At 30.2% G+C, this 25,997-nt stretch carries 49 protein-coding genes; 48 read left to right on the plus strand and 1 reads right to left on the minus strand.

Translation table 11 applies throughout. The annotated features are described in order from the left end of the window. Positions 1 to 64 precede the first annotated feature (64 nt). The 34 genes from Q1B07_RS02375 to Q1B07_RS02540 all read left to right on the plus strand — a co-directional run bounded on the left by Q1B07_RS02375 (position 65) and on the right by Q1B07_RS02540 (position 17,460). Positions 65 to 397, plus strand: coding sequence for a hypothetical protein (locus Q1B07_RS02375; protein WP_299831422.1), 333 nt, complete (start codon positions 65 to 67; stop codon positions 395 to 397). A 45-nt stretch (positions 398 to 442) separates the two neighbouring features. Continuing rightward, positions 443 to 646 (plus strand): hypothetical protein, encoded by a 204-nt coding sequence (locus tag Q1B07_RS02380; protein ID WP_299831425.1) that lies wholly within the window; start codon positions 443 to 445, stop codon positions 644 to 646. Between the two features lie 109 nt (positions 647 to 755). Beyond that, positions 756 to 935: a hypothetical protein gene (locus tag Q1B07_RS02385; RefSeq protein ID WP_299831427.1), complete on the plus strand. Its 180-nt coding sequence runs from the start codon at positions 756 to 758 to the stop codon at positions 933 to 935. A gap of 232 nt (positions 936 to 1,167) precedes the next feature. Then, the gene (locus Q1B07_RS02390) at positions 1,168 to 1,704 is read left to right on the plus strand and encodes a hypothetical protein (protein ID WP_299831430.1); all 537 of its coding nucleotides are present in this window, start codon (positions 1,168 to 1,170) and stop codon (positions 1,702 to 1,704) included. A gap of 11 nt (positions 1,705 to 1,715) precedes the next feature. Further along, a complete protein-coding gene (locus Q1B07_RS02395; RefSeq protein WP_299831433.1) occupies positions 1,716 to 2,057 on the plus strand; it encodes a DUF4064 domain-containing protein in 342 nt (113 codons plus the stop codon). Between the two features lie 82 nt (positions 2,058 to 2,139). Then, entirely contained in the window at positions 2,140 to 2,559 is a 420-nt protein-coding gene (locus Q1B07_RS02400) for a hypothetical protein (RefSeq protein ID WP_299831436.1), read from the plus strand. 40 nt (positions 2,560 to 2,599) lie between these two features. Beyond that, entirely contained in the window at positions 2,600 to 2,776 is a 177-nt protein-coding gene (locus tag Q1B07_RS02405) for a hypothetical protein (RefSeq protein WP_299831439.1), read from the plus strand. Positions 2,777 to 2,802: 26 nt separating this feature from the next. After that, positions 2,803 to 3,213: a hypothetical protein gene (locus tag Q1B07_RS02410; protein WP_299831442.1), complete on the plus strand. Its 411-nt coding sequence runs from the start codon at positions 2,803 to 2,805 to the stop codon at positions 3,211 to 3,213. 35 nt (positions 3,214 to 3,248) lie between these two features. Further along, positions 3,249 to 3,593: a hypothetical protein gene (locus Q1B07_RS02415; RefSeq protein ID WP_299831444.1), complete on the plus strand. Its 345-nt coding sequence runs from the start codon at positions 3,249 to 3,251 to the stop codon at positions 3,591 to 3,593. A 26-nt stretch (positions 3,594 to 3,619) separates the two neighbouring features. After that, positions 3,620 to 3,877, plus strand: coding sequence for a hypothetical protein (locus Q1B07_RS02420; RefSeq protein ID WP_299831447.1), 258 nt, complete (start codon positions 3,620 to 3,622; stop codon positions 3,875 to 3,877). A 27-nt stretch (positions 3,878 to 3,904) separates the two neighbouring features. Further along, positions 3,905 to 4,150 (plus strand): hypothetical protein, encoded by a 246-nt coding sequence (locus tag Q1B07_RS02425; protein WP_299831450.1) that lies wholly within the window; start codon positions 3,905 to 3,907, stop codon positions 4,148 to 4,150. Positions 4,151 to 4,605: 455 nt separating this feature from the next. Beyond that, the gene (locus Q1B07_RS02430; RefSeq protein ID WP_299831453.1) at positions 4,606 to 4,785 is read left to right on the plus strand and encodes a hypothetical protein; all 180 of its coding nucleotides are present in this window, start codon (positions 4,606 to 4,608) and stop codon (positions 4,783 to 4,785) included. 104 nt (positions 4,786 to 4,889) lie between these two features. Continuing rightward, positions 4,890 to 6,056: an AimR family lysis-lysogeny pheromone receptor gene (locus tag Q1B07_RS02435; protein WP_299831456.1), complete on the plus strand. Its 1,167-nt coding sequence runs from the start codon at positions 4,890 to 4,892 to the stop codon at positions 6,054 to 6,056. A 37-nt stretch (positions 6,057 to 6,093) separates the two neighbouring features. Then, positions 6,094 to 6,222: a hypothetical protein gene (locus Q1B07_RS02440; RefSeq protein WP_299831459.1), complete on the plus strand. Its 129-nt coding sequence runs from the start codon at positions 6,094 to 6,096 to the stop codon at positions 6,220 to 6,222. Between the two features lie 139 nt (positions 6,223 to 6,361). Further along, entirely contained in the window at positions 6,362 to 6,565 is a 204-nt protein-coding gene (locus Q1B07_RS02445; RefSeq protein ID WP_299831462.1) for a hypothetical protein, read from the plus strand. Between the two features lie 148 nt (positions 6,566 to 6,713). Then, positions 6,714 to 6,893, plus strand: a complete 180-nt coding sequence (locus Q1B07_RS02450) for a hypothetical protein (protein WP_299831465.1) — start codon at positions 6,714 to 6,716, stop codon at positions 6,891 to 6,893. Between the two features lie 34 nt (positions 6,894 to 6,927). Then, entirely contained in the window at positions 6,928 to 7,260 is a 333-nt protein-coding gene (locus tag Q1B07_RS02455) for a hypothetical protein (RefSeq protein ID WP_299831470.1), read from the plus strand. Positions 7,261 to 7,322: 62 nt separating this feature from the next. After that, positions 7,323 to 7,757, plus strand: a complete 435-nt coding sequence (locus Q1B07_RS02460) for a hypothetical protein (protein ID WP_299831473.1) — start codon at positions 7,323 to 7,325, stop codon at positions 7,755 to 7,757. 26 nt (positions 7,758 to 7,783) lie between these two features. Continuing rightward, positions 7,784 to 8,179, plus strand: coding sequence for a hypothetical protein (locus Q1B07_RS02465; protein WP_299831476.1), 396 nt, complete (start codon positions 7,784 to 7,786; stop codon positions 8,177 to 8,179). Positions 8,180 to 8,197: 18 nt separating this feature from the next. After that, positions 8,198 to 8,356 (plus strand): hypothetical protein, encoded by a 159-nt coding sequence (locus Q1B07_RS02470; RefSeq protein WP_299831479.1) that lies wholly within the window; start codon positions 8,198 to 8,200, stop codon positions 8,354 to 8,356. A gap of 45 nt (positions 8,357 to 8,401) precedes the next feature. Then, positions 8,402 to 8,581 carry a hypothetical protein gene (locus Q1B07_RS02475; RefSeq protein ID WP_299831482.1) on the plus strand — a complete coding sequence of 60 codons (180 nt, stop codon included), beginning with the start codon at positions 8,402 to 8,404 and terminating at the stop codon, positions 8,579 to 8,581. Between the two features lie 140 nt (positions 8,582 to 8,721). Next, entirely contained in the window at positions 8,722 to 8,934 is a 213-nt protein-coding gene (locus Q1B07_RS02480; RefSeq protein ID WP_299831485.1) for a hypothetical protein, read from the plus strand. Positions 8,935 to 8,979: 45 nt separating this feature from the next. After that, positions 8,980 to 9,378, plus strand: a complete 399-nt coding sequence (locus tag Q1B07_RS02485) for a hypothetical protein (protein ID WP_299831488.1) — start codon at positions 8,980 to 8,982, stop codon at positions 9,376 to 9,378. Further along, the gene (locus Q1B07_RS02490; RefSeq protein ID WP_299831491.1) at positions 9,375 to 9,518 is read left to right on the plus strand and encodes a hypothetical protein; all 144 of its coding nucleotides are present in this window, start codon (positions 9,375 to 9,377) and stop codon (positions 9,516 to 9,518) included. Before Q1B07_RS02485 ends, Q1B07_RS02490 begins: the two co-directional genes overlap by 4 nt. 218 nt (positions 9,519 to 9,736) lie before the next feature. Beyond that, positions 9,737 to 10,087: a hypothetical protein gene (locus tag Q1B07_RS02495; RefSeq protein WP_299831494.1), complete on the plus strand. Its 351-nt coding sequence runs from the start codon at positions 9,737 to 9,739 to the stop codon at positions 10,085 to 10,087. Positions 10,088 to 10,112: 25 nt separating this feature from the next. Then, positions 10,113 to 10,313, plus strand: a complete 201-nt coding sequence (locus Q1B07_RS02500; RefSeq protein WP_299831497.1) for a hypothetical protein — start codon at positions 10,113 to 10,115, stop codon at positions 10,311 to 10,313. Then, the gene (locus tag Q1B07_RS02505) at positions 10,313 to 10,465 is read left to right on the plus strand and encodes a hypothetical protein (RefSeq protein WP_299831500.1); all 153 of its coding nucleotides are present in this window, start codon (positions 10,313 to 10,315) and stop codon (positions 10,463 to 10,465) included. Before Q1B07_RS02500 ends, Q1B07_RS02505 begins: the two co-directional genes overlap by 1 nt. 148 nt (positions 10,466 to 10,613) lie before the next feature. Next, positions 10,614 to 10,844, plus strand: a complete 231-nt coding sequence (locus Q1B07_RS02510) for a hypothetical protein (protein ID WP_299831503.1) — start codon at positions 10,614 to 10,616, stop codon at positions 10,842 to 10,844. Next, entirely contained in the window at positions 10,837 to 11,046 is a 210-nt protein-coding gene (locus Q1B07_RS02515) for a hypothetical protein (protein ID WP_299831506.1), read from the plus strand. Before Q1B07_RS02510 ends, Q1B07_RS02515 begins: the two co-directional genes overlap by 8 nt. A 300-nt stretch (positions 11,047 to 11,346) precedes the next feature. Next, complete coding sequence (locus Q1B07_RS02520) at positions 11,347 to 11,646, plus strand: hypothetical protein (protein WP_299831509.1); 300 nt, start codon at positions 11,347 to 11,349, stop codon at positions 11,644 to 11,646. 421 nt (positions 11,647 to 12,067) lie between these two features. Continuing rightward, positions 12,068 to 13,828 (plus strand): zinc-ribbon domain-containing protein, encoded by a 1,761-nt coding sequence (locus Q1B07_RS02525; protein ID WP_299831512.1) that lies wholly within the window; start codon positions 12,068 to 12,070, stop codon positions 13,826 to 13,828. 155 nt (positions 13,829 to 13,983) lie between these two features. Next, positions 13,984 to 15,030, plus strand: coding sequence for a site-specific integrase (locus Q1B07_RS02530; protein ID WP_299831515.1), 1,047 nt, complete (start codon positions 13,984 to 13,986; stop codon positions 15,028 to 15,030). A 104-nt stretch (positions 15,031 to 15,134) separates the two neighbouring features. Further along, positions 15,135 to 16,478 carry a DNA sulfur modification protein DndB gene (locus Q1B07_RS02535; protein ID WP_299831518.1) on the plus strand — a complete coding sequence of 448 codons (1,344 nt, stop codon included), beginning with the start codon at positions 15,135 to 15,137 and terminating at the stop codon, positions 16,476 to 16,478. Positions 16,479 to 16,488: 10 nt separating this feature from the next. After that, the gene (locus Q1B07_RS02540) at positions 16,489 to 17,460 is read left to right on the plus strand and encodes a hypothetical protein (protein ID WP_299831521.1); all 972 of its coding nucleotides are present in this window, start codon (positions 16,489 to 16,491) and stop codon (positions 17,458 to 17,460) included. Between the two features lie 283 nt (positions 17,461 to 17,743). Here the strand turns inward: Q1B07_RS02540 and Q1B07_RS02545 are convergent, their stop codons facing one another. Next, positions 17,744 to 17,962, minus strand: a complete 219-nt coding sequence (locus Q1B07_RS02545) for a helix-turn-helix transcriptional regulator (RefSeq protein WP_299831524.1) — start codon at positions 17,960 to 17,962, stop codon at positions 17,744 to 17,746. Between the two features lie 186 nt (positions 17,963 to 18,148). Here Q1B07_RS02545 and Q1B07_RS02550 point away from each other — a divergent pair, with 186 nt between their 5' ends. From Q1B07_RS02550 to Q1B07_RS02615, 14 genes are all read left to right on the plus strand, one after another. Further along, positions 18,149 to 18,436, plus strand: a complete 288-nt coding sequence (locus tag Q1B07_RS02550; protein ID WP_299831527.1) for a hypothetical protein — start codon at positions 18,149 to 18,151, stop codon at positions 18,434 to 18,436. Between the two features lie 257 nt (positions 18,437 to 18,693). After that, the gene (locus Q1B07_RS02555) at positions 18,694 to 18,873 is read left to right on the plus strand and encodes a hypothetical protein (RefSeq protein WP_299831529.1); all 180 of its coding nucleotides are present in this window, start codon (positions 18,694 to 18,696) and stop codon (positions 18,871 to 18,873) included. Continuing rightward, positions 18,863 to 19,033: a hypothetical protein gene (locus Q1B07_RS02560; protein ID WP_299831532.1), complete on the plus strand. Its 171-nt coding sequence runs from the start codon at positions 18,863 to 18,865 to the stop codon at positions 19,031 to 19,033. The genes Q1B07_RS02555 and Q1B07_RS02560 overlap by 11 nt, the downstream gene beginning before the upstream one ends. Before the next feature lie 8 nt (positions 19,034 to 19,041). Then, positions 19,042 to 21,324, plus strand: coding sequence for an ATP-binding protein (locus tag Q1B07_RS02565; RefSeq protein ID WP_299831536.1), 2,283 nt, complete (start codon positions 19,042 to 19,044; stop codon positions 21,322 to 21,324). 128 nt (positions 21,325 to 21,452) lie between these two features. Next, on the plus strand, positions 21,453 to 21,731 hold the full coding sequence (locus Q1B07_RS02570; RefSeq protein ID WP_299831539.1) for a hypothetical protein: 279 nt from the start codon (positions 21,453 to 21,455) through the stop codon (positions 21,729 to 21,731). Between the two features lie 16 nt (positions 21,732 to 21,747). After that, positions 21,748 to 21,930: a hypothetical protein gene (locus tag Q1B07_RS02575; protein ID WP_299831542.1), complete on the plus strand. Its 183-nt coding sequence runs from the start codon at positions 21,748 to 21,750 to the stop codon at positions 21,928 to 21,930. Between the two features lie 52 nt (positions 21,931 to 21,982). Beyond that, on the plus strand, positions 21,983 to 22,552 hold the full coding sequence (gene yyaC / locus Q1B07_RS02580; protein ID WP_299831544.1) for a spore protease YyaC: 570 nt from the start codon (positions 21,983 to 21,985) through the stop codon (positions 22,550 to 22,552). A gap of 80 nt (positions 22,553 to 22,632) precedes the next feature. Further along, the gene (locus tag Q1B07_RS02585) at positions 22,633 to 22,962 is read left to right on the plus strand and encodes a YolD-like family protein (protein WP_299831547.1); all 330 of its coding nucleotides are present in this window, start codon (positions 22,633 to 22,635) and stop codon (positions 22,960 to 22,962) included. Positions 22,963 to 23,024: 62 nt separating this feature from the next. After that, positions 23,025 to 24,110: a glycoside hydrolase family 15 protein gene (locus Q1B07_RS02590; RefSeq protein ID WP_299831550.1), complete on the plus strand. Its 1,086-nt coding sequence runs from the start codon at positions 23,025 to 23,027 to the stop codon at positions 24,108 to 24,110. A 61-nt stretch (positions 24,111 to 24,171) separates the two neighbouring features. Continuing rightward, complete coding sequence (locus tag Q1B07_RS02595) at positions 24,172 to 24,342, plus strand: hypothetical protein (protein WP_299831553.1); 171 nt, start codon at positions 24,172 to 24,174, stop codon at positions 24,340 to 24,342. 1 nt (position 24,343) lies between these two features. Further along, the gene (locus Q1B07_RS02600) at positions 24,344 to 24,523 is read left to right on the plus strand and encodes a hypothetical protein (protein ID WP_299831556.1); all 180 of its coding nucleotides are present in this window, start codon (positions 24,344 to 24,346) and stop codon (positions 24,521 to 24,523) included. A 64-nt stretch (positions 24,524 to 24,587) separates the two neighbouring features. Then, positions 24,588 to 24,752, plus strand: a complete 165-nt coding sequence (locus tag Q1B07_RS02605) for a hypothetical protein (protein WP_299831559.1) — start codon at positions 24,588 to 24,590, stop codon at positions 24,750 to 24,752. Positions 24,753 to 24,794: 42 nt separating this feature from the next. After that, a complete protein-coding gene (locus Q1B07_RS02610) occupies positions 24,795 to 25,088 on the plus strand; it encodes a hypothetical protein (RefSeq protein ID WP_299831562.1) in 294 nt (97 codons plus the stop codon). 141 nt (positions 25,089 to 25,229) lie between these two features. Then, positions 25,230 to 25,982 carry a site-specific DNA-methyltransferase gene (locus Q1B07_RS02615; protein ID WP_366945117.1) on the plus strand — a complete coding sequence of 251 codons (753 nt, stop codon included), beginning with the start codon at positions 25,230 to 25,232 and terminating at the stop codon, positions 25,980 to 25,982. Positions 25,983 to 25,997 lie beyond the last annotated feature (15 nt).

Raw genomic sequence — 25,997 nt, forward strand, 5'->3', positions numbered from 1 at the left:
GGAAAGAATGTTGAATGCAAAATTTGAACCGGAATTTAAATCTGAATAATTAGGAGAGATTATAATGGAAAAATTCTATGAAAGAACTTACAGAGGGGATCTTAAATTAGAGGGAGCAATTGAGCATTTTTCAGAAGGAGATATGAAAATGAATATTGATTTATTTAATGAAGTTAAAAGACTGAAAGAGGAGTTATTGGAATGGGAAACTGGTCAACGTCAAACGTCCGAGCATTATAATGCATATAGAGCTAGAGGTGTTGAGCTTTTTGAAAAAGACCAACGTATAAAAGAGCTTAATGATGCAATCGCCTTTGCAATCAATTACCTTTCATCAAGTGACATAGGGCAAGTTCAGACGGTTGTTAAGTCATTGAAAACTGTTTGGGAAAAATAGAAACTTTGAATGAAATCCAACTTTTACTTAAAGGAGGTAAATTAAATGTTTGCTAAAGAATATAGAGTAAAAGGTGAATTAGTCAAAGGGCAAATTGTTGCTAATTGGTCAGTGAAAAGTCAATATGCATTCAAGGTTGACAGTATGGAGCCTTTCACATTTGATGAAGAAAGTTTAGGTAAATATATCAAAGAATTACAAAGTGTGTATGAATTAGTAAAGACATCTAACAAAGAATATAAAGGTTAACAATTCACAACTTTTTCAAAAATAAATTGTCATTATACAACTTAACCAAGCACTCCAGCATAAAAGCAGCATAGAATATATTAACAAGAACAAAGGGAGATGCTTACAAATGAATTTAACATTTAAATACGATTGTGAAATCAATAATTGCATGATGATTCCAGAAGGAACAAAAGTAAAACAGTTTGAATCCTGGAGCGAATACGAGGGATTTACAGCCTTTGAGTATAAAGGTGAGAAGTATTATGTATCAGATCATTACTTTGTAGAAGTAAGATGTCCGGCATAAATAAAAGACCACACTGATTGGAGGTCAGAGTGGTCTAGGTGGACATAAACGTACAGCAACATTTATGTAGGGATATTATAAAATTTCTATATAAAAATGTCAATCTAATTTAAGGAGGTGATTACTTCCAAATAGAATGACAAAATAACTACAATTATTACAAACTTTTTACACACAAAAATGGGCTAATATGGTAAAATTACTTTTGTAAAAATTTGAGGAGGAAAAATTTATGAAAAAACTATTAGTATTATCATCTGCATTATCATTATTCTTACTTGGAGCTTGTGGAAATTCAGACGTTTCTACCGGAGGAGAAGGAAATTCAACTGAAGTTAAGGAAGAAAGAACCGAGACAAAAGAAGCGCCGAAAGAAGAATCAGGTAAAACAATCGATGCATCTGCTCAAATTGTAGAAGCAGCAGGAATGAAAGTGGGATTAGGTGAAGTAAAAATAGCAGAAGATAAAATTTCAGTGGGTATCAACTTAGAAAACACAACTCAAGAAGCATTAAGTTTCTATCCTGATCAAGGAAGTGCTGTTGTAGGAGATATGCAACTACAAGCCAATTTATTTTTAACAACTGGAACATTGGGTGGAGACGTTCAAGGAGGAGTAAAACAAGAAGGCGTAATTGAATTTTTACCGCCTGAAGGAAAAACAATTGATACTAACGCAATCACAGAAATTAAACTAATTTTTGGTGATGTTACTACAGCAGACTTCATGACTAGCAAAGCTGTTGAATTCACGGTTCCTGTTAAATAAGGAGGATACAAATGAAAAGAACAACTGAATTTGTATTAGGTTTAATTGGAGGTATTTTCGGTCTTATTGGTGCAGTTATGGCACTTTTTGTTGGAGTAGTAGATGAAGCATTTAGTGGAAGTACTGAGATTAGTGGGTTAGGTTGGTCAGCAGTATTATTATCAATCTTAGGTATTGTTGGATCAATTGTTGTAAAACGTAAGCCTAAACTAGGTGGAGCATTTATGACGATTGCAGCGATTGGTGGAGTAATTTCTATATCGATGTTTTACATTATTCCTGGAGTGTTGTTGATTATTGGTGGCCTAATGGGATTAATCAGAAAAGATAAAATAAATAGCATAGAAGCGTAGAAATAAACTAAGGTAACTGTTATAATTAAGTTACCTTAGTAATACATATATAAATAAATTAAACTTTAAAGGGTGATACTAAATGAGAATACCTATAAAAGGAGTTAAGACATTTCACAATGAAGAATCAGAAAGTGTATATTTTTACAACGAGGAAATGTTGGATAATGGCATCCTAATTGAAGAAAGTACTTTGTTGTTGCATGACAGTGTAGAGACTATGATCACCGTTTATTATATAAATAAAGTAGCTGACATTGAATTAGATGCTGCCAGTTATATCATGTATTGGGGAGAATTATTAGAACCTATTCAAACCTATGGAATTATTAAAAATATTTATGAATTATACAATGAAAATTCTTCCAAAGATTTTGTGGAAATCATGTATAATATGAGTAGTCAAAGTACATCGTCTTCAATGCAATCTTTAGAAAAGAACGGTAGGGAAATATTTAATCACATTAAACAAAATTTTGAAATTGTAAAAAGTAATATTTAAAGAAAATAATCATTTTAATTTAAAAAAGGAGGAATTATAAATGACTGAAAAATTTAAAAAAGGTGACAGAGTTGAACATAAAAACAGAGGTAAAGGAACTTTTATTGAATATGACATCTTAGAAGATGATGTATATGTTGAATTTGATTTAGATAGTGATGGAGAAGGGGATACATTGCTAGTCAGTGCTTCGCTATTACGAAAGATAGAAAATTAGGTATTATGGGAAAGGGATAAATAATAATGACAAATGAATCAAAGACACTAAAAGAGAAAATTGTAAGCTTTTTAATGAAAACCTCAGTACCTAGAATTCTTGAAGAAAAGGGAATGATAGATATGGATATTACTGAAAGTAGATTATTTAAAGAATATCCAAGAGTTGCACCGACTGCACATTCATATGGATTATCAGTTGAAGACGTTGAATTTTTACTGAATAAAATGGAAAATGATTTATCGGCTTCTGCTTACTTTAAGACAACAGAGCAAAGGCAGAATGCATTAAAAGCAATTCTAATGAGAGTAGACCAGAATAGAAATGATTTCTTCAATCATATTAATGATCGTTTTAATAATGTAGTACCTGATGAAAAGTTAGAAAAAGATTGTGGAAAATACTTTATAAAAGCTTATAAGGCTATTTTGAAATGAAATTTTAGATTTATTGAAAGGAGGATGAAAACAGTTTGCTAATTGTTATTATTGGATTTATAATCTTATCTTTTGGGTTGTTTTATATCCCTATAAAAGAAGCAGAATTAACTATTCTTAAATCTAAGACACCTAGGTGGTTTACTTTTTTAGTAGGAGCTTGGGCGTTAACTACAATGGCTTATATTCCATTTATTTGCAATATTTTCTTAGAAGGATTAGTTAGAAGTGGATATCTTATTTATAGTGCGGGAGAAGGAGCTTTCTATTTTTTATCAATCAGTAGTATGATTTTATATGTTATCGGGTTTAAAACTTATACATCAAGATTAGAAACACAAAAAGAAAAATTAATCCAAGAAAATTCCAATGTTCTATAAAAATTCACATTCAAGGAGCATACATCATGAAAGAACTTACTCCAATGCAGAAAGCATTTTTTGAACTTTGGTTTAGTGGACATAGATTTTTAACTGATGAAGAAATAAAAAGTAAAGGTAATGGAATGTATAGGGAATCAGAAGGATATGTTGAAGGCTACACAATTGAAGGTTTAAAAAATCTCGCTAGGAATAAGAAAATGAATTTTGAAGGAATGAAACTGACAGAAGAAGAAGTTGAAATAATGTTTAGTTTTATAAAATTTATGAGACAGTTTAAATAAATGATTGATTTTAAGGAGTGTTTAAATATGGGAAAATGGTTTTCAATAAATGATAGTAGTTCAGGAGGTAAATCTAAAACAAAATATTGGAGTATTTATGTACATGGTAAGAATGAAGATGAAGCATGGGGTAAATTTGAAGATGAAACAGGGTTTGACAGATACCAGATCACTTGTAAATGCTGTGGGGAAGATTTTTGGATATCAGAAGTAGAAGATTTAGAGGAAATGAATAAAGAGATTTCAGAAAGAGATTGCCTAATAATCGAATAAAAGTCTAATTTAAATAAGGAGTCCCTCAACTCTGGTTCTATTATTAATTTTTATCAAAACACAGAGCTAATGAGGGACAATTAATACTTTACTGCCAATAAAGTATTTCATTAATAATATTGGCTAAGCAAATGCTTATTATTCAAATTAAATTGAAATTATGCCTTTAAGGAGTGATCATCATCAATCCAAATATACCGTTCATTTTATTTTATGACTTAGAACAAGAAGATTTAATGGATGTTGTAAACTTAACAAACAATTTAATTATGTTTAATAGCCAGCTAAAGGAATTGGAAAGTAAATACTCCTTAGATTTATATAATAAAAGTTATATAGAGGTATTGGAAACAATTCAAAACCTGGATAATAAATTATTTGAGTTAATTGAATCAAAGAGTGCGTAAGCAGCACTCATACATAATATAGATAAATATAATGAGGGAGAGGGTATTATGAGAATGAAATTATCTTTATTTGAGAGTGAGAAGTTGGCAAGGGTTGAAACAGTGACATTTCGCTCATTCAAAGAGAAGGAACATATTGTAAAACAGTTAAGAAAGAAGTATAATGAGGTTAAGATGACATTCTTGGACAACACGATAATCTATCAGTATGTTGAAGAAGAATATTAAAAAATAATATAAATAAATTTAATATACATATTGCATTCCCGTCCAATATATAGTACACTAAATACATACCAAATAATTACCATTATACAAAGCAGGTGAAACTCATGTCAGATCTAAAACAGATGATGAAAAATAAGTTTGATGAAAACAGAGGCTTACTTAAAGAAGTTGCAATTGCAGTAGGATTAGATAGCTCTTCAACATTATCTAAATGGTTGGATGATCCTAGGAAAGAATTGGCAGACTTCAATGTGTTAGTTTCTACTGTAAAGTATCTATACCCTGACAAAGAGTATGACCTAATAAGCGAACACAGTTTAACGTTAGATCCTAAGAAACAGGCATCCAGACAGGCTTTAGAGTATGCAGATGTCAATCATCTTGGAGAATTAGCAGACAGATTAATTATTCGTTTAAAGGAAGCGAAAAATGCTACGAGTAACGAATGGGCAGCCGTGTATGAATTACATAGAAAACTTTCAACTGGTGAATACAGTGTACTTCAAGCAAATGATAGGTTGTGTGGAATATCAATTAAATCTGATGAAATGAAAGTATTTAGCAAAGTAATGTTTTTATATCAATATCTAAATAAAAGAGAATTTAACAGATTAGATGAGACTATTTCTTATATTAACATGGATTTAGTGGAAGGTTTCTCAAGTGAATACGTTAAAAACTCATACAGAGCAAGAATACTGATGTTAAAAGCGAATGCTTGTTTGTTTGATAGGAAGTTAGAAGAAACAAGAAAATATGTTAATGAATGCTTAGAAATTACTGATACAGTTAGATTTTTAGCATTTGGTTATATGAACATGGGCAACACTTATATGTTTGAAAGCTATGATAAAGCTAAAGAATTCTTTTTAAAGGGGTTGGAATCATGTCAACATAGGGATATTTATAAATATGAGCTAAAATTAAGTTTGTCTTTCTTGGCCAATTACTGGGGAAAGGAAAACAAGTATCTAGCCGAATATTCAGATGATGCAGATGATTTACAAGAAATTGCTTTTTGGAATATTAAAAATGGTAACAAGGAAAAGGCATTAGAGATACTAAATAGCACCAATAAAGATGATTTAGACAATTTTCAATTGGCCTTTGATAGTTACTTTAGAGGATTGATCACCCTAGAGAAAGATCACTTCTATGACTCAATTGAGTATTTCATATTAGCTGGTGATAAGTTCTATAGAACTGCGCCACTAATTGAATTAAAAAAACTAGGGGAGAGTGAAAGATCATTGAAGATATTCGCTATGTAATTACCTCCTTCTATTTGAAAGGAGGTGACAATATACCATGAAAAAAGGAATTATCGTAACATTGGTAGCTGTAGCATTATTTGCTGCTGGTTTTGGACTTGGAGTATCTGTTAAGACAGTTGAAGAAAAACCACAAATCACATATCGTCCAGGAGTAGGAGCATAAGTAAATTAAATATTAGCAGTACATATGAAATGGTGTTTAGTTCTTCAGAACTGAGCACCATTTTGTAATTTAAAGAGAAAATTCCAGAATTTCAAAAATGAAAAATTGGAATAATTGAGAGACAAGGGGAGAGATAATATTGAAAACTTATTCACTATCAAAATTACAGAGAGAATATTTCAAAGCGCAGCAAGAAAGATTGCATAAGGATCATGAAGGAATTGTGTGCAACACTTGCTGGACTCCACTACCTGATAGTTATTGTTATAAATGTGATCAGCAAGTAGATACTGAACAAGACAGTTTTTTAAATTTAACTGCTGAAGAGTTTAAAGCAGTATAAATGACAAAAATACATAGTTCTTTAAGGCTAGAAACTCTAGTCTTATTTGAACATGTTTTTATAAATAAATTTAATGATTTTAGTTGTAATTTAATCCGTTAGCGTATATAATGAAATTAAGAAATGAAACTAACGGAGGGATTGAATTATGGAACTTAAAAAGGTGGTGGGTTCTAATGTAACTCATATAGCTGAGGCAAGATATAAAAACTTTAATGGAGTTAATTTAAACACAAGTGAAGTTATTGCTAAAGCAGCTAAAAAAAGAACACCAGAGGAAATCAAACGTGAGATGATTAAAGGTTATATGGCATTGCTAAGTAAGTAAAATAAACTTATCGTATCTGTATGGAGGTGTATTCGTGGTGATCTATCAAGATGCAATCGATTATTACGATATAGATAAAAAGTCAATGGAAGAGCATTTTCAAACTATAGTAAATTTTAAAGAAGATGAATTTAATAAAATTAAAAAAGTTATTGATAATAATATTGGAACAGCTCCTTATGAGAAATTCGAAGCATTACATACATACGTGATAAATAACATAGATAATGATTTAATTGATATGGGACTAGATGATTTAATTATACATAACAGTGGAATTGAAAATGATATTAGAAACTATTTATTAAATTATAAAGTTAGAATTGAAGAATTGTTCAGCAACATACTTTATTGTGAAATAAATTAATAAGTAAATTTAATGTAAAATAAGGATTTGAAACAAATTTATATAACAGAGAGGGTATTGAAATGTCAAATATTGAAGAGTTACTTAACAGAAGACCTAAAAGATGGGTAAATTTGTCCATCAAAGAATTTGAAAGGGATATAGAGCATTTACAGAATGAGATAAAAGATTTGAGGGAAAGTGAAGATTGGTTAGTTAAAATACGTGAAGACTTATCAGATATTGAATTTACACCTAATACATTAACTTTTGCCGTTGCTAAACCGGAAGGCATTTATGAAATGGTTATGGAATTAAAACAGTTACATAAAGAAACTGAAACTAATTTAATGGCTGCATATGCTTCTGCTAATTGGCAAAAGGAATTAAGGAAGAAAGCAGAGGACAGAGAAATGTTGTTAGAGAAGGAAAATAAACTTCTTCGCAAGTTTATAGAAGTCAATGAATTAGATTTATTGATGGAGTTTAAAGATTACTTTCCGAATGGATTAAAATAAAACAGAAATTTTAAGGAGTGATTACAGTGGAAAACTGGGAAAAGCAAGAACTTATAAAAGAAAGATTAAATGATTTTTACTATGAAAAACTAAAATTTTGTGGATGTGGTAATCCAGGGGACACTTTGAAGCTAATCAAAGAATTACTGAATGCAATTAACGATAAATACGTCAATGAAGTTCCTTATGAAGTGCATAAAAATAGAATTCATTCACTATTTGAATTTGAAGATAAATCTAAGCCGAAATTGAAGTTTACCGATATTCAAAACGGAATTATTCAATTTGTTATGTATCAATTAGATTTAATCGAGGTATTAGAACATGGTGGGTCAATCGGAGGATCTTGGTTAACATCGTATGGTAAACAGATAATGGAGTATTTAAATGAATGTGAGGATATTGACACAGTATTAATCTAATAAAAGGAGGTTTTTAATGTGATTGAGAGTTATGTTTATGTAGTTCTTTGGAAATATGATGGGCGTAAAGGAGTAGAAATAGTCTTTAAAGAATACTCCGAAGCCGAAAACTTTATAGCCACTAAAAGTAATAAAGACTACACAAGTTATGAAATACAAAGAAGTAAAATTCAATAAAAGTTTAGTCGTATATAGATATTTACATAACAGGGAGGAATAAAAATGAAAAGTAAATTTATAATAGAAAGTCCATCAGGCTTAGATCGCCTTACTGTAACTGGTGAAGATACAGATTTGTATCCTGATAAGTATATAACATTGCGAGTCAATGATGGAGAAGATAGTGTAGAAGTAAAATGCTCTGAATTATTAAGAGCACTTAATGCAATTATAGGAGGATGATTAAATGGGCTTGATCGCTGGTTTATATTTCGGTTTTATCATCGGTTATATATTTAGATCATGTGTTTATTATAGAAGATGGAAAATCAAGGGCAAGGAATTCCTTTAATACGTATACTTTATTGAAAGGGGAAATTTAAATGAAATTTAAAGTAAGTGTGGCATCAGAAGATATCAGTAAATATATATTGTTTCTAAATGAATTTGATTTTGAATTAAGTGAAGAGTATGAAGATGAGGGCTATATAATTATTAATACTTTAGAAGATTTAATTAAATTGAGAACTAATATAGGGCAAAGTTTAATTTTAGGGCAAAATTCAATTACAATTTATGATGATTGGATGGAGTAATAATTAAAATAAATCATCTATTTTATAAGGAGTTGATTATTATAAATGAGCGAGAAAATAAATAGCTCTTTTCAAGAATTAAAAGAAATTATCCAAAAGTACGGGTACTCAATTACATTTTCCACAGCTTACTTTAATAGGAAAATTCAAACAGGAAGTGCTGTGGATCATGGTAGGAAAACAGTTATTACAATGCCTAGAATAACTGAGAGAGAAATAATAGGTGTTTGTCACGAGATAGGACATATCATTGATAGACAAAAGACAGGTAAGAAAAGAGATAGAAGTAATAAGTTAATAAGAATGTATGAGGAGATAATCGCTTGGTTATATGCTATTCCAATTCTTATAAAATTTAAAACACCTTTAAAACTAACAATACATAACATCTTTTTCTCTTTGTTATCACACTTAGAATATAAAAAGAAGAGGTTGAAAAAATGACTTACGCTGATTATTTAGCAATTAAAAAAGCAGTGATTGAAGAGGATGCGACAGTAAATTATGTTAAAGAAAAACTAAACATACCTCATATTGTAGCACGATGTTTAGTGAAGGATTGGAAAACAGAAAATGGCGAATAAATAAAATGAAGTTTGTATCTAAAATTAGGAGGTAGGGGAAACAATGTTAATAACATTTGTAGTTTTTATGATTGCAAATATGATTGCTGCTTTAGTATTACTTCAGAGAGTATGTGAAGAGAAATTTATGGAAGATGGTTTTCAAGTTAAACACATTTTTGTATTTACGCTATTTCTTCCAGCTGTAATATTAGTGTATCTTCTAATAGGAATAGCGTATGTCATATACTATATTTATGACAAGATATCCTGGATATTTAACATTAGATTATTTTAATGAAATGGAATTTTTATTGAGAGGTGAACCAGGAATGAAATTGATTTTATTAGATATTGGAAAAAGGTTATGCAACATCTTATTCTTTATTGGTACATTGGCTTTAATGACAATCTTTATGGTAGAAAGCATTATGTTTTTAACAAGTGATCATCCAATGGCTAAAGTCGTAGGTAAAATGCTTGAATATGGTACATATGGGATTTGTGTCATCCTTGGAATAACTTTCTTAGCAGCTGGAATTAACTACGTATTTATTGAACCGATAAGAAATAACAAGATTAACAAATAAATTATACATAACAGGAGTGATAATAATGTACGTTATCAAGACAGACAAAGGATACATAAAAGGAACAGTTAGAGGAGGATTTTCATTTACAACTAAAGCTCATGCAAGACATTTTGACAGGATTGAGTTGTTAAGTAAATATAGTCATATTGCTGCTGATTTAAAGGATCATTATGGATGCGAGGATGTTGAAGCTGAGAAACATGGAGAAGAGGTGGAAGTGTGATGAAAAATCTAACAAAAGAAGATATTGAGAATCTTGAAAATACAACGGTTTTTCAATTAGCACAACAATTAGAAGATGGTTTGTTACATTCATGTAATCTTGATGAAGAAATGACTGTCTTAGAATTTATTAAGTACTATCTACATAAATAGAAGATTATATATAAATTAAAGGGAGTAATCGAGTTGGATAACTCAACTACTCCGCACCCAATGGGGTGATTGGGGTGGTTTACACCACAATATAAATTATTCAATTAATGATTATTTTATGCATGTACAATATAAAAGGAGAAAATTTATGAAACCGTTCGATTCTGAAGAAACAATTTTTTACGACTTATTAGTTTATAATGCTGAAAAAATCGCAGATGGAACACAGGAACCAATTAAAGCAGGAAGATTTTATGAGGAAAATATGCCGACATTAGAAAAGATTAATGAAGTTGTAAAGGCTAAAGGATTTGATACATTTGAAATTGAAACAAATAAAATAATCACTAAAAGGTATTTGGTAAAATATTATGATTAAAGAGACTGAAATTAATAATGTTGTTCGTTTTCAGGATGGAAAATATTTAGGGTTATTCGGTAAAGTTGATAAAATTAGTGATGCAATCAAATTCAATGGTGATTGGGAAACTGAATTACATATGAAAAATAATCCAATAAGGCTAAATGAAGAGATATATGAAGTTAAAACAGTTCGTATAGATATTCAGTTAATTGATTAGTATTAAAATTCAATATATGAACAATTTTAATTAGAGTTTTAAAGTAAATAGCGAAGTGAAGGAGTGGAGAAAGAAGATGGCTAAGAGTATATTGTGGTTTATAGTTATTTTGGGCTTCTTAGCAATATTTATTAATAGTGAGGATATAGGGTTATTCCCTCGAATAGTAACGTTCTCATGTTTAGGCGTATTGGCTTTATGCGAGTCGATTGAAAGAATAAAAAGTTAATTCGCGTTTCACATAAAATACGACACAATAAAATAACTCTTTTAAAGTAAATTATACATAGGAGGATTTATATGACTAATGAAGAAGTATTAGAAATGCTAAAGGACAAAGATATAGATGATCCTGAATTTTTTAAAGCAATCAAATTTCAAATGGAGCAGAATTTATGGAATTTAAGAAAGAAACTTAGTGAGACCAAAATTTCTAATAACGAAAAAGAACTGGTTAAGAAAATTACATTGGCAGCATTTGATAATGAAATTAAACAGATGGAATTTATGGATGATTTAATGCCTCCTGATCAAACAGAGAAGGATTTTAAAGAATATGTATTATCATACAGAGAAAGAATTTTAGAACTTTTTCAATAAATTTTGCCTTTCATTCAAAATAAAAAGAGGTCTAGAGAATAATCTAGACCCAATCCATCCTTCAAGCAGTCACCTTAGATTTACTTTTCCTAATATCATATGATTTATACATTAAAAAGACCTGGACAAAAAGGTCTTTTATTTTTTTTGTAAATAAATTAAACATATTGTGTTTACATGCATAATATAATATGGTATACTTTGAATAACAAGAAATCGGAAATATAAAGGGAAGGAGATTGAGCAAATATGTTACTTGTAGATGTCTTCGGATATTTTAAGCGTAATCTAAATAACATGAAACCTTATGAAAAGAAGAAAATGAAAGCAGAGCTACAAAGAATTATTGATCTAATTAATCAAGATTTATCATCATAAATAAAATAAATATATAAATATATATAGAGAGGAGATTTTTATTTTGGCTATTTTAGAAAAAGAGGTTGTAACTACTGTAGTTGGCACTAATGCAACACATTATAAGAGTAAAGGATACAAACTAGATACATATAGAGATAATCAAGGGATTGAGAGGATAAGGCATGGAACAAAGATATGCGTAAGACTTGAAGACCTTCCCGTAAGTAGCACCACTTTAGTAAAGTTTATTTGTGATTACTGTAATGGTGAAAATCAAATTGAGGAAAAAGATAAATTCAGACCGTATTATAAACTCATAAATGGAAGAAAAAATATAAATAAAGACTGTTGTCTTAATAGTACATGTGTTAACAAAAAAGTAGTTGAATCGAGAAAGTCCAAACCAATTCCAAAAGGAAAATCTCTAGGTGAAAGATATCCCCATCTAATCAATGAATGGAGTGAGAGAAATGAAAAATCACCTTTTGAACATATGCATGGATCAGAAGATGTTGTTTGGTGGAATTGTCCTGATTGCAAAAGCGAATATGATATGATGATAAAAAATAGAGGTTACTATAAGTGTAATTGTCCTTATTGTAGTGGATTTAGAGTAAATCATACAAATTGTCTTTGGACTACACATCCTGAAGCAGCTAAATTGTTAAAGGATAAAAAGCGTGGATATGAGATAACTGCTGGAATGAATGGTAAAGAGGAATTTAAATGTCCTAATTGCAATTACAGCGAACCTAAAATAATACAAAGTGTGGTTAAAAAAGGTTTTTCGTGTCCTATGTGTTCTGATGGGTATAGCTATCCAGAAAAATTTGTGTATAATATGTTAAAACAACTTAATATCAAAACTGAAAGACAAAAGGTGTTTGATTGGTCTAAAAATGTTGACCACGAAAATAAAAAGTTATGCGGATTAAAAAGATATGATTTTTATTTACCTGATTTAAACTGCATTATCGAAGCGCATGGAGAACAACATTACTACACTAAAAGAAGACAGTTTAAAAGAAACAATGAAGAAGAGAGAGAAAATGATAAGTTAAAAAAAGATGTTGCACTAAAAAATAACATTGGTCACTATATAGCTATAGATTGTTCAAAATCTAATCCTGAATTTATAAAGGAAAATATAATAAATAGTAATATTGATAAATTAATAGACATTAAACATGTGAACTGGGGCGAATGCCATTCTTTTGCAATATCATCACTAGTAGAAGTTGCATGTTCATTGTGGAGTAAGTATAAAAGTACAGTTGAAATATCTAAAGTAGTAGATGTGGATAAGGCTACTGTTAGAAGATATTTAATTCAAGGTAGCAAGATTGGGTTATGTGACTACAATGGAAAAGAGGAGGGAGATAGAATACGTAGAGAAAATTTAAAGAAAAGCATCCAAACAAGAAAAGTCAAGGTGATACAATTAACAAATGAAGGAGAGTATGTTAGAGAGTGGAATAGTGTTCAAGAAGCTCAAAAGTATTACAACATAAATAATATCTCAACAGTGTGTCAAGGTAGACAGAATACAGCAGGTGGATACAGATGGATGTATAAAGAAGATTATGATGTTAATAAAGATAATATAGAACCATACATTGATCCACGTTTGAGAAAAATTGTTCAATTATCAATTAATGGAGAATATATTAAAGAATGGGAAAGTATTAGAGAAGCAAGCAAACATATGGGTGTTTTCGAAGCAGTGATTGGAAATGCTGTTAGAGGAATAAACCGAACATCTTGTGGATTTAAATGGATGTACAAAGAAGAATATGATAAAGATCTAGTATCTGTAGATTGATCAACATCTACAGATACTGAAATTACTTTTACAAATAAATTATATATATATTACTTTACTCCGTTTATAAAGTGTAGTAAAATATAGTTACATAAAATAGTTATCATAAATAAATTTAATGTGTATAAAATAATAAATGAATGGGAATGATTATAATGTTAAACAATAAAGTAGTACCATTTAACGAAAATTCTATTTATAGCGATATTCAAGCGTTCTTCAATGAATTGGAAATGAATACAATTAAAGAAAAAAAGAACACAAAGATAACTTATGAAAGAAATATAAGACAATTCTTTAAGGAAATGTGTGGCAAAGATATCGAACATCTGACAATTGATGATATTCAATTTAAAAGAAATGACATAATAAATTACCGTAAGTTATTGTTCGATAAATATGGCTATAGAAATGCGACTATCAATCAAAAGATAGCTTCCGTGAAAAGCTTGTACAACAACCTAGAAGCTAATGAATATGAAATAAATGCCTCAATCTTTAATATAAAGAGATTGAAAGAAAATACTCAAGAGTATGAAGTGCTATCTGAAAATGAGGCCTACAGATTTGCCAATGCTATATGGGATACTGAAAGAGAAAAGAAGCTAATTAAATACTTGCTTGTTATGTTTGCAATAAGGACTTCTTTTAGACTTGAGGAAATACTTAATATTAAATGGGGAGACTTGAAAGTAAATAACGGCGTATGTGAAGTTTACGGATTAGGAAAAGGTGACAAAAACAATGTAACTTCAATAACGGTTGATTTTTATGAAAAAATTTTAGAATTAAAAGAAGTTAATAATGTTGAATCTGATTGTGTATTTCAAATTTCAATAAAAGCTATATCAGGAATGATGAAAAGACTTCGCAATCATTTAAATATTGATCCCAGTCGAAAAATTGTCTTCCACAGCTTTAGAAAAACTGCTGCCGACTGGTTATACGAAAAAAATAATGATATCAAAGAAGTTTCAATGCACTTACACCACAGTAATCCTAATGTATCTTTAAGATATTTAAATAAGAAGAAAGATTTAACTCAAACACCAGGAGTTTTAATGGAACAAGAAATTGATATGAGTTTTCTTGATGATATAAGTGTCGATGATTTCAAAGTGTATTTTAGAAACTCAGATATGAGAGGGAAATTAAGTATTAAAAAATTCTATGAAGAATTAAATCAAAACGTGTCAAAATAAGTCATAACAAATAAATTAATTAGAAAATAAACCAAAAACGTTTACAGGTGTAAAGATAAATATTATTATAATTATAGACACTATAATGGGTAAGGTGTGATTTTATGAGTACGCAAATTAAAAAAAATAAAAATGAATTTATTAATGATCTTAGAGAAGTATTTACACAAATTAAAGATGATAAGAAAATTACAGATAAGATTAAAAACAACATGAAAAAGTTTAGAGTTTTACCTGGTAAAGTTCAAGAGTATATTAATGGTCAGGTAGAGATGAGGGAAGACGATATTGAACTTATCTCTATATTGGCCGAACAGACTTATATTGTTACTGGAAAGAGTTTATCTAATCCACTTAATGCATTGACCGAGAGAGAAATGAAGGAAATTAAATCTAACTTTGAGGGATATCAATCAGAGAAAGTAGGTTTCCCTTATACTTTTAAAAATGTAGTTAAGATTGCAGATGATGACTTTATTTGTTCTATAGAAGCAAGTGAAATTAATTTCCTTTATTCCAATGGGCTTCTTGAGTATAACCCTGAGACTCAAAGGGAAGGTCGACAAATCAAGAATAAATCTAATGATGAGATCATAACAGTACCTAAAGTCATTGAAAAGAATGTTAAAGAAATGGTCGAGTTATTAGAAAAAAATGAAATTATTAGTTCTATGATCACTTTTAACGCAAGATTAGGGACATCAGAGAATGAATTTGGTGAATTAATTTACAATGAAGAGAATAAGACTCTAACTATTACAGAAGGTACTTTATTAGACGTATTAGACGGATTCCACAGAATCAACGCAATAAGCCGAGCTTTGAGAAAAGATCCAAGTATTGACGCAATGTTTAAATTAAATATTCTAAACTATAACAAGAAAAGAGCTATAAAATATTTTGCCCAAATGAATAAAGGACAGTCTGTTTCTGAATCACATTTAAAGAAAATGTCTGAAACAAGATACGGTGATTTTGTAGCAAAACAAGTACAAAGCAATAGTCAACTTAGTGGTAAAGTAGCAGCAGGAGATCATATTTCTCCTAATTCTGATTTATTGGTTACATTTAACACTTTATCAGATGGAATTGATGAGATATTTAATATTGAAAATAGACAAGAAGCATTAAAAGTTTCGGAATATCTGACTGAATTCTTTGATACTTTATTTGATTTATATCCAGATGAGTTCATTAATAATATTTCAAAGACTAGAGAAGAAACTTTGCTTAATACTAATGTAATGTTTTTTGGATATTTAACATTAGCAAAAAAGATGAATGAACAAAATGTTAAATTAAATAAATTACCTAAAATTCTAAATGATATTGATTTTTCTAGAGATAATGAGATGTGGGAATCTTTTAATATAATCGATGCAAATAAAAGAATAAAGACTACAGCTAAAAAACGTATAATTAATTTCTTTAATTTAATGGAACTGTGAGGTAGTAACAATGGCTGAATTATATAATCAAGAAATTAAAGAGGATTTTTTAAGTCAATATCCAGAAAATACACGTGAGACTTATAGATATGTATTCATAAGAAGTAAAGCTACAGAAGAAATTATAGGAAGAGATCTATATACTTTTTCAGCAGACGAAATAATATTAACACTTAAAGACGCAAATCACACAACATTAAACGCAATTAGACATTCATGGAATATCATTAAATTATATCTAGATTGGTCTGCAAAATATCGTGATACCAGTATTAATCAAGCTAAAAACATTACAATGGATGAGCTTAGAGAATGTCTTGATAAAAGTAAGAAACTTTATATGACAGAAGAAGAACTTATTGAAATAGAAAATAAAGCTGCAAACGCACAAGATATAGTTGCTTTACGCTTAATATTTGAAGGTGTTGGAGGAACAAGTTTATCAGAGGTTTGCAATTTAAACTATAATGATATTGATTGGAATAACAATAAACTAAAACTTAAAGATGATAAACATGGTGAAAGAGAGATAGAAGTAAGCGATAGATGTATGAGTATTATTAAAAGTGCCTATAATCAAGATGTTTATTTAAAGAATAATGGAGAATCTACAGCAAGAAATCCCGAAGCACCACTTTTAAAATCAGATTATATTTTACAAAACATCCAAACTAACCTTACAAAAAATCTAAATGGTGTAGACAGGCATACAATATACAGAAGGGTTACTACTTTAAGTGAATCGTATAATCTTCCATATCTGACTCCAAAGGGCGTAGAGAAATCAGGTATGATCAAATATGCCTACGACTTATATAAAAAAAGTGGAAAGTTAGATAATGAAGAATTAGAAAAAGTTGCAGACAGATTTAGTGTTCGTAAAGTGAAAATAGCCGGAGTATACAAATATAACTATCAAACCTTAAGAGAATTTATTAACATGGATAACATTAAAGAATTATATTTGAATGATGAAGAATAATTAATAACAGCATTTAATCCCTTAGTAGGGATTAAAGCTCATACATAAGTAAAATTAATATGTTTTACGTTTTAAATAGTGGGGATTTTATGAGGGTAGTAGAGGGAAAATAGTAATAACGTCCTTAGTATTTAACACGTAATTTGAATTTTATATTCTTTTCGACATAAAATGTCAAAGACAAGACTCATTTTATGTAGTATACTAGATACATGTGAAGGATTTGTTTGCGAAATCGTCAACTTGGAGGTACTATGGGAGGATAAAATACCCATAGCCAATGTTACCTTTCCACCTTCCACTCGTAAAGATCATCAATATTGCACTTTATAACTAGTGCAATCTTCTTAGCATTAGTAAGGCTCATTTTTCTAGTATTGGATATGTACCCACTTAATTGTGATTTATCTATACCAGTTAAGTCCACTAATTGTTGCTGTGTCATTTTACGTTTATCAAGAAGTTCTTTCAGTAAGCATTGTCCGATTTCTAAATAAATCATCGGACTAGTCTCCAAGCATGTGTAATTGTACCTATTCCATTTTACCATTTTTTTCTTATAATGGAAAGAGTAGATTTACGTATGGCATTGTTACTAGTTTTCGGTTATAATTAAGATACGAACAAAGGGAACAAATGTTCTTATTTTAGTTTAACATATATAAAATATTATCCAGGGGGAAAACGAATGAAACAACTTTTGCAAGGGGAAGTAAAGTTAGATTTCTATTGTGTAATTGGAGGTGGAAATATAGAAGAAGCTGAAAATAAGTTTCATAGTCTAATTGATGTAGACGATTTACAAGTTCAAGGAATGTTGGTTAGAGGATCTGACGGAAAATTACATATGGTAGGCATTGAAGGAGGATCTGAATTAATCATTAATTCTATTGTAGGGGTAGACGAAGATACACCTAGAAAGTACTTAGACTACCAAGTTGGGAGATTAGTAGCCTCTAAAAATACTGATTTGTAATTATTTATTGCATTTGCATATAAGTTACGTTGGTAGCGAAACTTATATGTACGTATCATTTGTTAAGTTAATATTAATATATAATGAGACGCAATATCAACGAAAGTGAGTTGCGGTATATCGCAAAATGTACGCAGTTAGTGAACTACGGTATACCGCAAAAAATAGGCGAATAAATTGCGATATGTATTTTCAAAATGCTCAATATATAGTACACTGATTATAATGCCATATATTACAAAGAGAGGAAGATCACTTTGCGTATAGGTAGTATCATTGCACATTTAATTAATAAAGACAACGAGGAAGAAAAAAATGCAGTCTTAACAAGCAAAGCAAGTTTGTTAAATGTAGATGAAATTGAATTAATGTCTATAAAACAAGTATTAATGTTTGATGATAAATCATATATGGAGGATACAGAAGATGAAAGTTGAGAAATTAATTAATTACTTACAAAATAACCCACAAGAAGCCCTTGCAATTGTTGAAGGTAAAGCATCTCCAGCCGAACGACTTAGCACCAAAGAACTCTTAGAAGTAATTAAAACTATTGTATCAGATAAATCATCAAACTTGATGAAGTATTGGGGTTAATATATAAAATGAAGAAATGGTTCAATCTTTTTACAGTGTTGATAGCGATAAGTGTCGCTCTAACACTGTATTTTTCTTATATTGTATTAAAGTATGATTATATTGGCGCTATGGTAGAAATCAAGGGGGATAAGGTTTATATTGCTGATGTCGAACCTTTAACATGGGCAGATAAGAATTTAGAAATTGGAGACAGGGTATTATTAGTCAATGGCGAAAATCCTTTAAAATTTAAACCCATAAAAGAATGGAATATGTTAGAACAAGCCAAGGTTGTTACTATTGAAAAAAGCAACGGAGAGTTAAAAAATCTTTCAGTAGAAGCAAATTTCGATAGTCAAATTGTGTTTATGTGGATCATACCATTGATAGTTATAGTGATAAGTATTTATTGTAGCTATTTAATATATAAAAGTTACAAGCGCTCTGAAAATACAAGAGAATCGGCCTTAATGCTAATTGTATTCTTATTCACCTTTTCTCTTGCGTACATGTGTGGAGGAGCATCTGCAAGAGGAGACAACTTTTCAAGAACTATTGTAGTGCTCTTATTAATTGCAACACCAGGTACCTATCTTCATTTTATGTACACTTATTATAAAGAATTGAATTTAGTTTGGTTTAGTAAAAAATGGATATGGATTTCATATTTGATAATTCTAACAAACAGCATACTTGTGGAATTCGATCAAATATTTTTTGTTAACGGTACATTAACCAAAACTATAAACCTAGCAAGCTTTTTAGTAATATTTATTATGGTTGCCTCCTTAATTGGAATTGGTTTAAAAAAGATAACATATAAGACACAAAAATATTTAATCCGAATATTAGTTATTTCTAATGCATTTGCATTTTTACCGTTTTTACTTTTATACGTCTTACCTTATGTCTTATTTAAGGTGACAATTATTAGTCCAGTTTTTTTAACTGGATTTTTAATGATCATCCCATTTTCATTAGTTTATCAATTCTTAGCCACAAAAATATATGATATTGAATTTATTGTCGGCAGGATAAAATATTACAGCCTAATCATTACCGTTCCATCCGTTGTAACTGTATTAATGGTAATTAATATTAAATCAGAAAATGTAACAGTATTCTCAATTAGAACATTTATAATTATTTTCCTATTAATGTTTGCCACCCTATACCTTAAGGAAGTTTTTGATTTCAAGTTTAAGCTGAATAGATTTTCTGAGAAATTAAACTATCAAGATAGATTAACAGTATACACACAAAAAATAAGGATTGCTAAAAATATATATGAGGTATCCAGCATCTTAAAACAAACAATAGTAGATGTCATGTTGATAAATGAGGCTTATTTACTTGAGATTGATAAAGATGGTCGTCTAGCTGATTCATTGAGCCACAAGAGATGGTTATTTGATAAGTATTTGGATAATATAAATTCCTTAAGGGATGAAATAGGTAGAATAGAAGAAATAGATAAAGGGTTTCTTTTAAATATTGGAGAAGCTGAGAATAAAACATATATTATTTTAGCATTATCGGATATAAATACTCCAATATTAACTATAGATGAAAAGCAGTGGTTAAACAATTTGGCATACTATACAAATGTAACACTAGAAAACTTTGTAAAAATTGAGCATCTAATGGAGAACCTAGAGGAATTAGAAAATAATCCAACATGGTTAAACAAGATTGTATTTAACTTAGAGGAAAAGCAACGCTCTGAATTAGCAAAGGATTTACATGACTCTGTGTTACAGGATTTGATAAATACAAAAAGGAAAACCGAAGTTTTGTATTCCAAATATAAAAACATGGACGAAGAAGATATTGAGAAAGAGTTTCATGACCTAATAGACGGCATGAGTAAATCAATTGAGATTACTAGGAAAACCTGTCATGAATTGAGACCACAATTCTTATATGACTTAGGATTGGATAATGCCTTAAAGAAACTTGTTAATCAGCATCAAAATAACAGATATAGAATAACAATTGCAACAAGTAATTTAGATCAGTCAATCTCAGAAGATGTACAATTAAACTTGTACCGAATTACTCAAGAGTTATTGAACAATGCAAAGAAACATTCAGAAGCAAAAAATGTCAGATTAATTGTGGTAAAAACTAAAGATAAAATTGTGCTACATTATGAAGATGATGGACTTGGTGAAGATTTAGACTTTGTTCTAAACAAAGAGGGTAGTATGGGACTGTCCGGTATAAGAGAGCGTGTAAGAGTGCTCGATGGAACAATTGACATACAGACTGAACCAGGTCAAGGATTTAAGGTTGTAATTGAGGTATAAGAGCTGCTAAATGTAGCTCTTATTTTTTTAGAAATAATTAGAAAAAAGTATTTACATAAGTAAATTAATCGTGTAATATGTAGTTAAGGAATAGAAATAAGACGGAGAACAGAGAGGAGGGTTAGAAATTGAGTACATTTACAGGGCATAGAAAGACAAATGATATTGATTTTGGTGATTATGTATTAATCGAACAATTAAGATATGGCGCACCTAATGAAATGTATATACACAAAGTTATTGGCGCTTTAGAATCTAACACTTGGGTTGATGTACCAGTTAGATGGGATAAGGAAGAAAAAATACACAACAAGATGGAAAAAGTTATAAATGTCATTTGTTGTGGAGTGGATGAAACGAAGGTTTTTAAAGTAAGACAAAAAGATTGCGTAAAGACTGAATTTTAAAGAGAGGAGATAGAGTATGAAATTTCCAATTGGTTTTAGTTTTGTTCATGGATTCTTTACTTATGAAGTTATTAGCTATGATGAAAAGGCAGAAAGACCATATACAGTTAGATTTGGATTCTCAAAAGATGATAACGAATGCGATGAAATTGAAATGACTGAAGGTGAATTAGAAGTATCTAGCAGCAGAGGAGTTTAAATGAAATCTAAGATTTATTCAAATAAATTATATGTAAATGGAGGGAAAATATATGGCAGCACTTGATGAAAATACAGGTGGAGTTCAGTTTGGTCAATTTGATAATGGAGAGGATTTACATAAGTCAATTAATAAATACATTAAAGCAAAAACAGAAGATATCTTCATTGTCTGTATAGGCACAGATAGATCAACCGGAGATAGTTTAGCTCCTTTAATTGGTACGATGTTGACTGAAAAAGGATATAAGAATGTGATTGGAACACTCGATGAGCCGGTTCATGCTCAAAATTTAGATGAAAGGCTAAAGGAAGTTCCAGAAGGGAAAATAGTTGTGGCAATTGATGCTGCCTTAGGAAGACTGCGAAACGTTGGGAATATAGGTTTTAATAAAGGAAGCCTTTCTCCAGGATTAGGGGTAGGAAAAGAACTAACACCTGTAGGAGACTACAACATTCAAGGAACAGTTAATATAAGTGGATACAAGGAGTTTTTAGTACTACAATGCACAAGGTTAAGTTTAGTAATGAAAATGGCAAAAGAAATTACATATGCATTAGAAAATGCTTTTCCTTTAGTTAGTTCCAAAGATAACAATAAGCCAGTTTATTCAATGAGATGAGATGAGAGCAAATATTCCTATATAACAATATTAATCGAACGTATTTTCGTGTATAATAGTCATAAGGAAGGTGATTTCTTGTGATTAATGATCGAGGAACAATGAAATGGACAGCATTTATTATGCCTGAGCATAAACAATCAGTGAAGAAATATTTTAATGATGATTTAAAAATTGAAAAACCAGAATTAGATGAGCAGCAGATTGAAGAAATAAATCTAAAGATTGCGGATGCAATGGAATTTAATCAAGAGTTAGTTTTCTATTACTACAGATCCGGTGAAATTAGATTTATCATTGGTCGAGTGCACCATGTTGATACTTTGAAGAGAGAATTTAGGATTATGGATGAGCACCAATATGTAAATATTATTAAGTATGATGATTTAGTGGATGTGAAGAATAAATAAACCTACAATAGAGTAGGTTGGTAAAGATAAATTAAACTTATATAATGAAGGGGATGGGAGAAATGAATAAGCTAAATAGACAATATGAAATTATAAAAAGTTTAGAAACTGAAAATGGAGCTTTCTATGCTAGTGCTTCCTCTGACTACAGCAAGGTGTGGCTCCGTGACTCAATGTATATTGCCTTAGCTTACATAGATAAAACATGTAACACTTTTGAAAGAGCTATTCAGGCACATCTAGATTACTTTAGGCAGTATGAATGGAAGCTAGATATACATTTAAAACAAAAGCCACATGCATGGTTCGAATTTATGCATATTAGATATTCTGCTCATGATATGAAAGAGATTGAAGATCAGGAGTGGGCGCATGTGCAGCTAGATGCTTATTCATCATTCCTATGGGCAATAGGTATGGGTGTTAAAAAAGGTAAGAAGATGTTACGAGATGAGAAGGATAAAGAAATTATCCAAAAGTTAGTTTGGTATCTGAATACATTAGAGTACTGGAGATTAGAGGAAAGTGGAGCATGGGAAGAACAAAGGGAACTGCGTCTAAGTTCATTAGGAGCTTGCGTAGCAGCACTAGAAATTATATCTGATATAGTTTTCGTTCCTGCTGAATTAATAGCAAGAGGGTTTGAAGCGTTATATTCACTTTTTCCGAATGAAACACCCACTAGAAAAGTGGATTTATTCCAATTGACACTTATATATCCTTATAACATCCTTCCTCGGCCTATGGCGCAGCTTATTATACATAATGTAGAGAAGGAACTACTTAAGGACAAAGCAGTACTTAGATATTGTGGAGACAGTTACTTTAGCACATTGGAAAAAGAACACGGCAGGAATCATCCGAAAGAATTCTTCTATGGCAGCGAGGCTCAATGGGTATTCGGCTTAAGTTTTTTAGCACTCTCGCATATGACGATGGGAAATTTAGAAAAAGGTAAATATTACATAGAGCGAACTGAGAAATTAATTTTAGATGATGGTAATATTCCAGAGTTATATTTTGCTGGCGACTATAGAGATGAATATGGTAATAACTACAATGAAAATAATCCACTTTGCTGGTCGGTCTCGATGCACATTCAAGCCGTAGAAATGTATGAGAAATTAAATAAAAAACAATTGACATAAGTGAATTATACATATTATACTTAGTTATATAAATAAATTAAACGTAAAAAGAGGTGATACAATGAAAGAGGAAGATGTAGTTAGATACGCAATTAGAAAGAAAGCTTACTTTGACTTAGGATCACTGAACGAAGAGAATTTACTAAAGGCTGCAACTTACATCGATAGTTTAAAAGAAAAACAGAATTACGTTGAGAATTACATAGAAAAAGGTTTAAAGGTTGGAGAGTAACGTGTCACCAGAAGAAAAAATTATTAAAATAATGGACTCGTGTTTGAGAGCTTTAGAGAATATTAATCAAGGAAATAAAAAACTGGCTATAGGAGATCTTCACCATGCTATGCATAAATTAACTGCTGCGGAAAGTTTACTGTGGGCTGAAATTGAAGAAGAGGAAAATAATACAAGTTAATTAATCACTAAATTAAGCAAAAGGGTGTTGATTAATGAAGACATTTAAAACTATAGGGTGCTGGTTGTTAGTCAACACTACAATCTTGCTATACACCGGATTCTTTGCTGCACTTGTATGGGTATTGTTCAACAAAGGTGATTATGAAGTGTCTGCAATGTTTACGCTGATTTGGTTGGTTACAGTAGTAGGATTTATGATTGTTTATGAAAAGGAAAGAAAAAAGTAATGAGGAATTGACGTAAATTGCGAATTAAAAGGAGTGTAGAAAATGGAAGAATTAAATAAGTTTCTTGAAGATTGGGATGATGGAGAAATTGTCCTTAGTGATATTCGTAATTTCAAGGATGAAAATGATTTCTTAGAACAAGCAGAAAAATATGTAAAAGAAACAAGAGGTTACAAAGTGCCTTTATTTAAACCTCTTTTAATGGAAATTGTATATAACGGTGATGTATACGATGAGTGTTGGCAAAGTAAATCATACGCTCAAAAAACTGGATTTAAAGGTGAAGTAATTACCGTTTATAAATCAACCTTAGATTATGACAATGCAGAAGGTTGATGCACAATCCGCATAAATAGTGCAACTATTTAAAAGTTATGTTTTATATAAATAAATTTAATGAAATGAGTTTATATTTTAGGATTTTACTAATTCGTAATACTCTTATAGTCCGAAAAATTATTACAGGAGAGTGACATATTGATTGAATTGAACAAAATTTATAATGAAGACTGTTTGATAGGAATGAAAAGAATTAAAGATAGATCGATTGATATGATTCTTTGCGATTTGCCTTACGGAGTTACAGCAAGGAATAAGTGGGATCAAATTATTCCCTTTGATGAGCTATGGGAACACTATAATAGAATTATAAAAGATGATGGAGCTATTGTATTGTTTGCGAATGGAATGTTTACTGCTGACTTAATGCAAAGTAACCGTAAAAATTGGAAATATAATTTAGTTTGGGGAAAGGTTTTGCCTAGTGGTCATCTCAATGCTAAAAAACAACCAATGAGAGAACATGAAGATATATGCGTGTTTTATAAAAAACAACCGACTTACAATCCTCAAATGGTGAAAGGTAAGCCTAGTCATAGCGTTGGTAAAGCAGAAGGAATCAGTCAGGAAGATCATTCACGTAACACTAATTACGGAGAATTTAAAAAGGTTCAAACAGAAGGCGACATGAAATATCCTAAATCAATTTTAACATTTCAAAAACCACATCCTTCAACTACAATTCATCCGACTCAGAAACCCGTTGAATTATGTGAATGGTTAATAAAAACTTATACGAACGAAGGTGAGACCGTTTTAGATAATTGTGCCGGATCAGGGACTACTTTAATTGCAGCATTAAACACGAATAGAAATTTTATAGGTTTTGAATTAGAAGAAGAATACTATAATGGTGCGTTAGAACGAATTGAAAATACATATAAAAAATAAATTAATACAGTAAAG

The sequence above is a fragment of the uncultured Metabacillus sp. genome (assembly GCF_947503125.1).
Lineage (GTDB): Bacteria > Bacillota > Bacilli > Bacillales > Bacillaceae > Metabacillus.